The sequence below is a fragment of the Oscillatoria nigro-viridis PCC 7112 genome (genome assembly GCF_000317475.1).
Classification (GTDB): domain Bacteria; phylum Cyanobacteriota; class Cyanobacteriia; order Cyanobacteriales; family Microcoleaceae; genus Microcoleus; species Microcoleus nigroviridis.
In genome coordinates this window covers 5,124,654-5,135,640 of record NC_019729.1, presented here as the reverse complement: position 1 = coordinate 5,135,640, position 10,987 = coordinate 5,124,654, and the positions used below count along the sequence as shown (strand labels likewise).

Annotated in this window: 8 protein-coding genes; 3 read left to right on the top strand and 5 right to left on the bottom strand. The window is 46.3% G+C overall.

The genetic code is table 11. The annotated features are described in order from the left end of the window. The 4 genes from OSC7112_RS21520 to OSC7112_RS40070 all read right to left on the bottom strand — a co-directional run bounded on the left by OSC7112_RS21520 (nt 1) and on the right by OSC7112_RS40070 (nt 5,461). Nucleotides 1-2,367 (bottom strand): transglutaminase TgpA family protein, encoded by a 2,367-nt coding sequence (locus OSC7112_RS21520; protein ID WP_015177881.1) that lies wholly within the window; start codon nt 2,365-2,367, stop codon nt 1-3. A 344-nt stretch (nt 2,368-2,711) separates the two neighbouring features. After that, nucleotides 2,712-3,782, bottom strand: coding sequence for a hypothetical protein (locus OSC7112_RS21515; protein ID WP_015177880.1), 1,071 nt, complete (start codon nt 3,780-3,782; stop codon nt 2,712-2,714). Continuing rightward, the gene (hetZ, locus tag OSC7112_RS21510; RefSeq protein WP_015177879.1) at nt 3,775-4,956 is read right to left on the bottom strand and encodes a heterocyst differentiation protein HetZ; all 1,182 of its coding nucleotides are present in this window, start codon (nt 4,954-4,956) and stop codon (nt 3,775-3,777) included. The genes OSC7112_RS21515 and hetZ overlap by 8 nt, the downstream gene beginning before the upstream one ends. A gap of 358 nt (nt 4,957-5,314) precedes the next feature. Further along, on the bottom strand, nt 5,315-5,461 hold the full coding sequence (locus OSC7112_RS40070) for a hypothetical protein (protein WP_190274250.1): 147 nt from the start codon (nt 5,459-5,461) through the stop codon (nt 5,315-5,317). 439 nt (nt 5,462-5,900) lie between these two features. Between OSC7112_RS40070 and OSC7112_RS21495 the strand changes: the two genes are divergently transcribed. Next, a complete protein-coding gene (locus OSC7112_RS21495) occupies nt 5,901-6,440 on the top strand; it encodes a Dps family protein (RefSeq protein WP_015177877.1) in 540 nt (179 codons plus the stop codon). Between the two features lie 172 nt (nt 6,441-6,612). Here OSC7112_RS21495 and OSC7112_RS21490 read toward each other — a convergent pair whose 3' ends face one another. Continuing rightward, nucleotides 6,613-7,713, bottom strand: coding sequence for a glycosyltransferase family 2 protein (locus OSC7112_RS21490; protein ID WP_015177876.1), 1,101 nt, complete (start codon nt 7,711-7,713; stop codon nt 6,613-6,615). Nucleotides 7,714-8,320: 607 nt separating this feature from the next. Between OSC7112_RS21490 and OSC7112_RS21480 the strand changes: the two genes are divergently transcribed. After that, nucleotides 8,321-9,352 carry a glycosyltransferase family 2 protein gene (locus OSC7112_RS21480; RefSeq protein ID WP_015177874.1) on the top strand — a complete coding sequence of 344 codons (1,032 nt, stop codon included), beginning with the start codon at nt 8,321-8,323 and terminating at the stop codon, nt 9,350-9,352. Nucleotides 9,353-9,480: 128 nt separating this feature from the next. Beyond that, nucleotides 9,481-10,932 (top strand): NAD(P)/FAD-dependent oxidoreductase, encoded by a 1,452-nt coding sequence (locus OSC7112_RS21475; RefSeq protein WP_015177873.1) that lies wholly within the window; start codon nt 9,481-9,483, stop codon nt 10,930-10,932. The last annotated feature ends 55 nt before the right edge of the window (nt 10,933-10,987 follow it).

Genomic DNA, 10,987 nt, shown 5'->3' with positions numbered 1-10,987 from the left:
CTAAAACCAGCGCTTTTTGAGTTTCTTCAAGTGCGATCGCCTCAAATTTTCCACCAACTGCCGCAACTGGTTCAAATTACCCGCTTCCCCGCCATACTTCCACCGCACGTAAGCTTGCGAAACTTCATCAATCACCTCAGCTTCATCAGTGGGATGATTACCGCGCATAGCCTCAGCATACTCCAAAGGCGTTTGAGCTTTCTGCTTGGCAAATCCCCTACTCGCCAAATCCTTCAGCATTTCCTGATAAACCCCCTCCACCGGCGGCAACTTCGCCAGCCAGCGGCGGTGGCGCCACTTGCGCCACACTTGCCAAATTAACCAGCCCATAAAGCCAAAGGCGATCGCAGCAATCAAACCAGTAAATAACCCCACCCAACCCTTAGCAAACTGTCCCAGAAACCAGCCCACAATCAAACTTATCCAGCCAATTACAAAACCTATAACTGAATCCAGCCCGCTTCTGAGAGGAGTCGGTAGCCAACCCGCGATCCACTTCCAAAACGATTCGATCGCACTAAAAGTCTGGTTGTCTTCCACCGAAGCCGGAATCAGCGGATAACCGGGAATCGGATTAAAACCAAACCAGCCGTGATTGGGAAAATATACCTCCGTCATCAAGAAAGCATCGGTATTTTTCACAACATAGTAACCAGTAAACGGGTTAAATTCTCCCGTATCGAAACCGCCCGCCAGCCGCGCCGGAATCCCGATCGACCTCAGCATAATGGTCAATACCGTCGAAAAGTGGTCTGGATATCCACCTGTCACCTTTTTACCGCCCTGGGTGTTTTTATAGCCAAACAGAAAACCCTCGACTAAATCTTCACCTTCTTCTAAGTAAGGCAAAGCTTTTTCTATTTTGTAATTCGGATTTTGCTTTAAATATTGAGCTAAGTACAAAGCTTTTTCGTAAGGAGAATCGATCGGTCTGTCCGACTTAGATACTCTAGTTCTTGCCGCCAATATTTCTTCAGTTTTTTCTCGTACCTTCTGGGCAATTTCCGGCGGCACATCCAAATAGAAGTTGCGAATGTTTTTCGGGTAATTAGTACCAGTTTTACCCAACAAAGAGCGATCGCGAAATGGCACATGAGAAATCACCGTATAAGTCAAACCATCCGCCAATTCCACAGGCGATCGCAAACCTCCCTCCGCATCAACTGCCACCTCTGTCGTCGGAAAATAAAGTTCCCTCGGCTTGTTTAAAGCTGGAATCAAATTCGGCAACTGAGCAACAATAGTATAACTTTGAATCACCTCTTGAGTCCGAGGCGCATTGGGAAACGGATTCAAATAAAATTGATAAGACCACCTAGGTCGATTCACCGTTTGAGCTTGTTCGTTGCGAGAAATTTCCCAACCCTGACCGGTGTATTTGTCGAAGCCCAACACCCGCCAAAAACCCGCAGCCTGCGATCGCACCCGCATCACCACCTGGGGTTTCATTTCCCCCCGCAAATTTTGATTGATGCGCTGGTTGAAACCGTAATAAAAAGTAGAGTCTACCTCTCCTGGCCCTTTGTCAGGGTTTCTCCCCCTTCCTCCGCCAGTCCCTTTTTGATTTCCGCCTCTAACATACCCAGGATTCAGAATGCTGCGCGAGTCAAACTCCCCCTGATATTGAATAGGAGCACTCACCGGAAAAGTCCGCAACTGATAGCCTGGGAGGCGCGGCAAAAACGCAAAAATAGTCAGCCCCAACCCGACAGTTATCAGCAGCAGCCAAGCAAAATACTTTGGGGATAAAGTAGCAGCAAATAGCGACAGGCTTTCATTTTTCCCTTTACCTTGTGCTTTTTCGCCAATGGCTTCTGGCTTCAAAAATCCCAAGCGCGATCGATAATCCAAAACCAAAGTCGGAAGCGCTAAAGCCAAAAACACCAACAACAGCGGCCCAAAAGTCAAGGTTTGGCTGAGAGTCGCTGCTACCCCTAACAAAATTAGCCCGATTACCATCGAATAGCCCAAATCCTTGCGGCGGGGCAAATCGAAACTGTGCAGCACTTGAAGTTGGATTAACAGTTGCGCCAAAACTAACCGCGTATCGTTCAATTCTCCCACCAAGCGGCTAAAAAAAGCGAACAGCGCCACCAGCATTCCAATAGCTATGCAGAACTTAGCAGCTACATTGCGATCGCGGCGGCGGTACCAACTCCAAGTTGCTCCCACAATACTAACAGGCACAGCCCACAGGTTCTGGGCTTCTTCAGCAGCAACGTCAGTAGCTACAATTCCCACAATTACCAACAACTGAACTAGGATTCGCAGCAGTAAAGAATCCTCAATCACCGGCGGAGGCATGGCCTCAATCTGCTCCCACAGCTTACCCAAAACAGGTATATTTCGCAGGTTATCAGTTGTCATGTGCACCCATCCAACGATTTTAGATTTTAGATTTTAGATTTTAGATTGACTCCACAGATGAATCTGGGTTTTCACTAAGATCTAAATCTTATTTCTCTGTCAAACGATTTTAGATTTTAGATTTTAGATTGACTCCACAGATGAATCTGGGTTTTCACTAAGATCTAAATCTTATTTCTCGGTCATTAGATTTTAGATTGAATCCACAGATTAATCTGGGGATTGAACTAATATCTAACTTTTTTTGCTTTCCACGACGACAGAAGTCGAGGGATTGAATCTGTTTGTGTGTGAGGTCAAACCAGAGAGTAAAAACCTAAATTATTTACTCTAATTAAACCTTTCTAGTTGCTATCTGGTCCGCTTAAAATTGGACGAATAGCAAACATCAAAGGTCTGGTCTCGAAGTTTTGGAATCGAACTTCTAGGGCATAAGTCTTGTTAGGTTGCGGGTCAAACAACTCCACACTTAAATGCCCGGAATTCGGACGCTGTGCAGTTGCTTCGGCATCTCCTCCCTTGAGTTCCAAACTTCCTGCCCCCGGAAATTGGCACTCAACTCTTAAACACGGCATTGGCTGTTCTCTGTTGCGGTTCGACAGGTATTGAGCCTCCAGAGTCAGCGCACCCAAACCAGTCAGCCACTCCCGCGAAACAGGCGGCTGATTCACAGGACAATCCAAAGTTAGAGACTCAATGATTTCCTTGGCGGCCAACAGCGACAGCACCATTTGTTGATCGGTACTCGCTGCTTCGTAATTCGGGAAATCTTCTAAATCTAGAAGTCCCCGCAAAGAACCTCGGAGCACTAAACCAGCTAACTCGTTGAGTTCCTGAGACTGGCCCGGAAATAAGCCATCTACAGCGCGAACTAACTTCGAGCCTTGCCGCAGCGACGACATTACCAGTTCCTGACAAGGTTCTAGCAGTTGAGCAAAAACCCCTTGGGCGATCGGAATTGGCAGGCGGCCCCACCTGATATTTTGTAGTTGGGGAGTCCAGATGTGTAGGGGAGGAACCCATTTGGGGGCTACATCGTCTGGGTAATCGTGGTCGTAGCTTTTGAATTCTGTTTCCCAGGGGAACAGTGGCGGGTTAGATTCTATTTCGGCTCTAAGCCTTTCTTTTAACAAGGTCTGAAAACGGTCTTGCACGGTCGGTATTTCTCCAATTGTCAGCGGTTGTGCGGGTGCATTGCTGTGCGCCCCCACTTGATAGTCCAGCGGGTCTGGTTCGTCCCATTCCCAGTATTCCACCCCGGAATTGTCTTCTGTGTCGCCCCACTCTTCTGAGCGAGGGGATGGATTGAGGTTTTCCTCATCTTCGTTAGAGGTATTCGCGATCGGCCCCTGCAATATCCAGTCTAAAAAATGGCGATCGAAAGCCTCTGCATCCCTGTTCGTTTCGTTATTCATCACTAGATGCCCCTTCTCCGGAATCTGAACGATTTCGCAATTCCCACGCAAGTTCCAGCAATTTAAACCACCGCTTCTGTACCTGGGCTACCGTGCTGCCCAGGGTTTGGGCGATCGCTGACTCTGACAGACCCTGTTGTTTCAACTTTAGCAAACGCTGTCCCTCTGGGCCAATTTGCTCGCCAAAAGCCTGCCACTGAGAAGGCAGCAAACCCAAATTGCGGTCTAAGTCTGCTTCCAGCCACTGGTGAACGAGTTCCCAGCGGTGCGACATGGCAAACCTGAGCAAATGGTACTTGAAGCGCTGCTGCAAATAGTCTCTTTGGCGGGGAGTTATTCCCAGAAGCGACTCTATTTCATTAGTCGGTAAGTCTTGCAAGCGGAGCACGAAGTAATCGGCGCAGTCTTGTTGGTTGCGCTCTTTCAAGTAACCCACTAATTCGTCAATCACGTTTTGCCGCAGAGATTCTGACTCGTCGCCTGGGGGACGAATTGCCGCCGAACCCTGTCCGGCCATCGCTTCCCGCACCGAGTGCACCGAGGTGTCGTTCCAAGTTTGGTCGGAATCTGAAGCCCCTCCGTCGGCGGCTTGTTCCATATCTACGGAGGTTTCTTTGGGCTGCTGCTGGGAAAAGGTTTGGGCCCGTAAAATAATTAGTTGCTGGCTGCGGTTCCGAGGTAAAGGAATGCGCCGCTTGCCGAAGCGCTCTACAAAGGCCATGTACTCTGCTAGTTCTAAGCGAGTGCGGGGACTGTAGGTAGGTGGCAGTTGGGTTTCGCGCCGGAATGCCTTTAAAGCTTCGAGATAAAATCCTTGCAAAAAATCTTTGATCAGTTCTACTCGCCCCTGATAGCTAGACTGCACCTGCGGAGGGGTGATGTAGCGATAGACGATCGCGCTGAGGGTACTGTGCAATTCTACTCGCCCGGGCCCGGAGCCTAAATTGTAATAGTGGAGGCATTGTTGCAAGCGGTGCTGAGCGAGGCTCTGGGCTGAACCTTCTATATCTCCGGAGGCTTGAATCCGCTGGCTTTCAGTGCATATCCTGTTGACTTCTGCTGCCAGTCGCCCTGCTACATCTTGGCAGTTCTGCTCAGACGCGCGAGTGGACTTTTTGAGTTCGTCTAACAGCAGTTGAAATATGGTTTCCACGCTCTGGCAGATTTCCCGCATGATGGTTTACAGCTAACAATGAAAGTAGCACAGTTAGTAAAAGTATGGATAAATCTTTTCTACCGCTACTTTACCCCGTATTCCCCACATAGCACAAAGTGTAATGCACTCGATCTCCTCCTTTGGGCAAACACTGAGGACTGCTTTTTTATATGTCCTGGATGGGCCATCCGCTAAAAACCTGGTTTAAACAGTTGCCATTGCAACGATGGTTCATCCGAGTGTCGGGTTTGACAAAGCCTTCATGGGGCCGAAAACGCTACACTGCCGTTGATACCTTCGGCAAGCGTGCTGTGGTGGTCACAGCAGCAAGTGTTCCTGAAGGTGAAGCGAGCAAACAGGTTCTCCCGGCGGTCTACTAGATGGGACGAAGGGTTTCACGGCTGTATTCGATCGGGGTCTTCCGCCAGTTTTGCCCTAAAGTTTCCACGGCGATGCCCGTCTGTTTCTTGGTAGCATCCTGGAACGTCGATTTAACGGTTTGACTCAATATAATTTCTAGCATCCCAATCACACAGAGGTCAGCACCGCTGATGTCAGAAAATCTGTTTCCTAGCCTTCTAGGATAACTGGGGTTATATTTAATTCCAAGTCCCCTATGCCGCCATTTAAAGCAGCCCACACACTTAATTGTGTGGGCTGTTGGTTAACCGGGACATGAATTCCTTGATTTTTACTAACAATCAGAGTGCAGCCTTTTTTTATAGCGGGATTGAGCGGGGACTCACCTGCCGCCCCATCGCTGTGTTAGCCAAACAAAGGCACTCCTGAACAATAAGTTTCATGGCATCTATCTAAGGGTATCTATATTGGGATTAATTTCACCGGAAATGCCGATATTTTACTAAAGTGCGATCGTCTTCGATCGTCCTCTGGGTTGATGTAAGTTGCTGGCGTAATTTGTTCTAATAAATGTAAAGTTAGAGTTGAAGGAAGAATTTTCAATGCGTAAGTTAAACATAGGTCTATCTGACGAGCAGCGTGCAGGCGTTATTGAACTATTGAATCGCGACCTGTCAGATGCTTACCTGCTGTTAATCAAAACCAAAAAGTATCACTGGGATGTAGTTGGCCCGCAGTTTCGATCGCTCCACCAGTTGTGGGAAGAACACTATCAGGTATTAACTGAAAATATCGATGCTATGGCAGAACGGGTGAGAGCTTTAGGCGGTTATCCAATTGGTACTGCTGAGGGTTTTCTAAAGTATGCCTCGATTAAAGAACATATTGGCGATTTGCCTTTAGCGACTGAGATGGTGTCGCGTTTAGTTGACGACCACGAGTTAGTTATTCGCAATCTCCGCCAACACGTCCACCAGTGCGGTGAAGAGTTTAACGATGACGGAACCGCAGACTTTTTGACGGGTTTGATGGAACAGCACGAACAAATGGCTTGGATGTTGCGATCGTTTATTGAAGGGGAATCCCTGGCGTCAGACGGCCAACAGCCAAAAGCTCAAACTCCTACAGCTTCTCACGCTTAGAGAGATTAAGTAGAGGGAAGAAGGAAGAAGTAAGAAGGAAGAATGCAAAATTTAGATTTTTTATTTAACCCTCTTTCCTGATTCTTGAGCGACCAACCAGGCAGAATTAAACGCCCTCTAGCTTCCTCAAAAGCCCGGTTTCTTCAAAAAACCGGGTTTTTCAATGTTGGGTTTATGTAGATTTTCGATTTCCTAAACTATTGAATCGCATTCTTTCGTATACCTGCGACGGCAACATTCTGTGAGCCTTCGTCCGCGTCTCAATCCTAGCGAGTGTCATCCCTTCACTCGATTCTGATGCTTGTTTTAACTCTAACCCTGATTCAGTTGGCGCTGTAACTATTATTTTGATTATACTTTCTATTGACAGCAGATATAAATTGTGGCGCAAAAGTGCCATTAATAAATCTTCTTTGAACGCTCGATACAACCAAGATAATGTACTCCGGTGATTGCCGCTGCGGTTGCTTTTAACAGCTAAGTAAATGTAAAAATTGCTGCTAGACCAGCGATAAATGCTGCTGGGAATTTCGGGATGTTGCTGTCGGACATCTGCCATAATTAAAGAGTGAGATTTTGCCATTGCTGCATAGTTGCTAGACATACTGCTGGCAATCTGCCGATAGCCAACTAAGTATTCTGGCACGACTTTAAATTGATAATGTTCGGCTATGCGGAGGTGAAGTTCCCAGTCTTCGCAGCCTTGAGCGTTTTCTAGTTTAAGTTTGCAGTTGTAACCGCCGACTTTTGCAAAACAAACGCGGCGGATTAGAGATGAGCTGGCATTGCCTATAAAATATTTATAAATTAATGCTGTGTAAACTTCTCCTTGGATGGTGGAGTTATAAAATCCACCTGTGAGCAAGTCTTTTTCATTTATATCAACTGACCAGGAATAGACAACTCCGACAGATGGTGCTGAGGAAGTCAGGCAGTTAACTTGTTTTTCTAGGTTTTGGGGATACCAAATATCGTCGGCATCGATGGGAGCAATATATTCGCCTTTTGATTTTTCAATTGCTAGGTTGCGGGCGACGGCGACGCCGGCATTTGACTGTTGGAATAAGCTGACGCGGCTATCTTTTTGAGCAATAGATTGGACGATTTCGGCTGTTGTATCTGTAGAGCCGTCATCAACTACTAAAACTTCTATGTTTTGATAAGTTTGAGATAAGACAGACTCTAAGGTTTTAGCAATAAAAATTTCAGCGTTGAAAGCTGGTATGATGACTGAAACTAATGGCTGATTTAAAGTGTTTTGGGAGGTGTTCATGTAATATAAAAAATGGTTTAGGTAAAAGTTTTGGTTCACAGGGAGCTAGCTAAGGGTATGTTAGCAAATTACGAAAGCTCGATCGTACAGCGTCGGAAATTTTAAGACGTATATTTAAAATATATTGCCAAAAGTCAGAAAATGTGCATGGAGTCCGCAGTCGCGATCGACACTTGGTGCAGGAGTCACTGGCGGATGAGGTGTGTAAAAGAAATTGTACCGCGCAAGTCCTGACTGTTTCCGGGTCTCCGTATAAGCGATGTTTGATTTTATACGGTGTGCCTATCTATAAAATCAAACTCTTGTGCGCTGCAACACAACCGCACCAAAATGCTGCTGGGGCTTTTTCCCAAGTTTACACAAACAATGATATATTTAAAGATTTTGTAAAGCTGTTGTGTAAATCAGGTTACTCTCAGCAAGATATGGCGTAAAATAGAGATTAAGAATGGGAAAAATCAAATCGAGAATACCAGCAAAAAATCTAGTTGAAGACAAACAGAAATCGAGTTATAAATAAAAAAGTAGAGCTGATTTTACCCTTCGTAAAGTAGCAACAATAAAATTCCCGCCAATTTTAGCCCCTGCAATTTAAACAATTTAGGTAATGATTTCTACCGCCGACCCCACTGTATCCGTTATTATCCCAGTCCACAACGGGGGCGCTTACTTCCGCACCTGTTTGTCAAAATTGGCTCAAGCTGTGCCCAGACCGATCGAGATTATTGTAGTAGCAGATGGCGAAAGCGACGGTTCCTGGCGTCTGGCCAAGGAATTCGGCGCCAAAGTCATCAGGATTCCCGAATGCGGGGGGCCAGCCCGGGCAAGGAATTTGGGTGCCCAAGCTGCAAAGGGAGATATTCTGTTTTTTGTGGATGCTGATGTCGCTGTTTGTCCAGAAGCTGTGGGCTATGCGATATCGGTGTTCAAAAATAATCCCTACTTAGCTGCTTTCATTGGCTCTTACGACGACGATCCTGGAGATCCTGATTTTCTATCGCAGTATAGGAACTTGCTGCACCACTACGTGCACCAAACAGGTAACGAAGAAGCTTCGACTTTTTGGGGGGCTTGCGGAGTGATTCGCAGGGAAATTTTTTTGCAAATGGGCGGCTTTAATGAGAGTTACCGCCAAGCTTCGATCGAAGATATTGAGTTCGGCTACCGTTTGAAACAAGCAGGTTATAACATTCGGCTGTGCAAAACATTGCAGGTGAAGCATTTAAAGCGGTGGGAACCGATGGGGATGGTGAAAGCTGACTTTTTCTACCGAGCGCTGCCTTGGACAGAACTGATTTGGCGCGATCGCCAATTGAATAACGACCTCAACTTGCAAGTTTCAAACCGCATCAGCGTGATTTTAACTTATGCAGTCCTGCTGGCAATTTTGGGAACGTGCTGGTCGCTGAGCTTTCTGCTACTGGCTGGTTTGCTGGCAATACCGCTGGTAGCAATTAATGCACCGCTTTACCGATTTTTTTACCGCAAACACGGTATCCTATTTGCCCTGAAAACTATTCCGTGGCACTGGCTTTTCTACTTTTACAGCGGACTGGCATTCGCGATCGGCACTGGTCGCTACTTATACCAAAAAAAGCCTGTGACTGGCAAAGTTAGCTTGCCGGTATCCGCTCAATAAATCAAGGCAAATTGTGCTTAAACATCAGGTCGATCGATAGTTTATCAGGGTATTCACGGGTGCATCTATCCCTTTGACAAGTTATAAATAACTGTAGAGTTTCGATTCAAAAGCTGGAGGTAGGCTGAGTGAAACATTATCCTGTTGCGATCGTCGGTGCAGGCCCTGCGGGTTTGACGGCAGCTTACGAGCTAGTCAAGCAAGGCATCATCCCTGTTGTACTAGAAAAAGGTGATAAAGTTGGGGGAATAGCTCGCACAGAAACCTACAAAGGCTATCGTTTCGACATTGGCGGCCACCGCTTTTATACTAAAGTTGAAGCCGTGCAGCAGTTGTGGCAAGAGGTGCTGGGAAATGAGTTTATTAAAGTGCCGCGATTGTCGCGAATTTTTTATCGAGGTAAATTTTTTAACTATCCGATCAGTGCCTTCAATACTCTCTTTAATTTGGGCATAATTGAGAGTACGCTGATTATTTTGAGTTATCTGAAAGTGAGAATTTGGCCGCTTAGGGAAGAAAAAACTTTTGAACAGTGGGTGATCAATCGTTTTGGGGAACGCCTGTATAAAACATTTTTTAAGACTTACACTGAAAAAGTTTGGGGCATTCCTTGTTCGGAAATTCAAGCAGATTGGGCGGCGCAGCGGATTAAAGGATTGTCCCTGACGACAGCAATTATTAATGCTTTGTTTGGCAGCAACGACACCAAAACATTAATCAAAGAGTTTGATTATCCGGCTTTGGGCCCGGGGATGATGTGGGAAAAGTTCGCGGAAGCTGTGGAGAATAAAGACGGCAAAGTTTATCTCGATACAAAAGTGATTAGCTTCGAGCGTGAAGGGAATAAAATTAAAAGTATTACTGCCGAGCATAACGGAGAATTAGTTCAATATTCGGCGGATAATTTTATTACGAGTATGCCGATATCTGCACTGGTAGCAAGGCTGAAGCCGCAGCCGCCAGAAGAGGTGTTGCACGCCGCGCGATCGCTCAAGTATCGAGATTTTTTGATTGTAGCGCTGATAGTCGATCGCAAGGATTTGTTTCCTGACAACTGGATTTACATTCACTCCCCCGAAGTCAAAGTGGGACGAATTCAAAACTTTAAGAATTGGAGCGCCGCTTTAGTTCCCGACGCCAGCAAAAGTTGTTTGGGAATGGAATATTTCTGCAGCGTAGGCGACGAGATTTGGGAAATGTCGGACGCGGAACTTGTCGAATTAGCAACTCGCGAGTTGGTTGGTTTGGGGTTAGCAACAACTTCTGATGTGCAAGATGGAGTTGTCATACGGCAACTTAAAGCTTATCCAGTTTATGATGGGGAATATCGAGGACACTTGCAGGTACTTGAAGGTTTTTTGAAGGGAATTGAGAATTTGCAGACGATCGGGCGCAACGGTATGCACCGATACAACAACCAAGACCATTCCATGCTGACGGGGATGCTGGCCGTGAGAAATATTCTCGGGGAAAAGCACGATTTGTGGGATGTGAATACTGAGCGATCGTACTATGAAGATTTTAGTGTCGATCGCTCAAAGGACAAAAAGGATTCGGATTTGATTTCGCAATCTCACTGATATTTGGCAACTGTTGCAATGAGGCGATCGCGCATCTTTTGTTTGTTTGTGGGCG

Bases quoted from the DNA above. Each gene is read 5' to 3' on its own strand.
- OSC7112_RS21515 (WP_015177880.1), bottom strand. From the start codon at position 3,782: ATGAATAACGAAACGAACAGGGATGCAGAGGCTTTCGATCGCCATTTT.
- OSC7112_RS21490 (WP_015177876.1), bottom strand. From the start codon at position 7,713: ATGAACACCTCCCAAAACACTTTAAATCAGCCATTAGTTTCAGTCATC.
- hetZ (WP_015177879.1), bottom strand. From the start codon at position 4,956: ATGCGGGAAATCTGCCAGAGCGTGGAAACCATATTTCAACTGCTGTTA.
- OSC7112_RS21495 (WP_015177877.1), top strand. From the start codon at position 5,901: ATGCGTAAGTTAAACATAGGTCTATCTGACGAGCAGCGTGCAGGCGTT.
- OSC7112_RS21480 (WP_015177874.1), top strand. From the start codon at position 8,321: ATGATTTCTACCGCCGACCCCACTGTATCCGTTATTATCCCAGTCCAC.
- OSC7112_RS21520 (WP_015177881.1), bottom strand. From the start codon at position 2,367: ATGACAACTGATAACCTGCGAAATATACCTGTTTTGGGTAAGCTGTGG.
- OSC7112_RS40070 (WP_190274250.1), bottom strand. From the start codon at position 5,461: ATGCTAGAAATTATATTGAGTCAAACCGTTAAATCGACGTTCCAGGAT.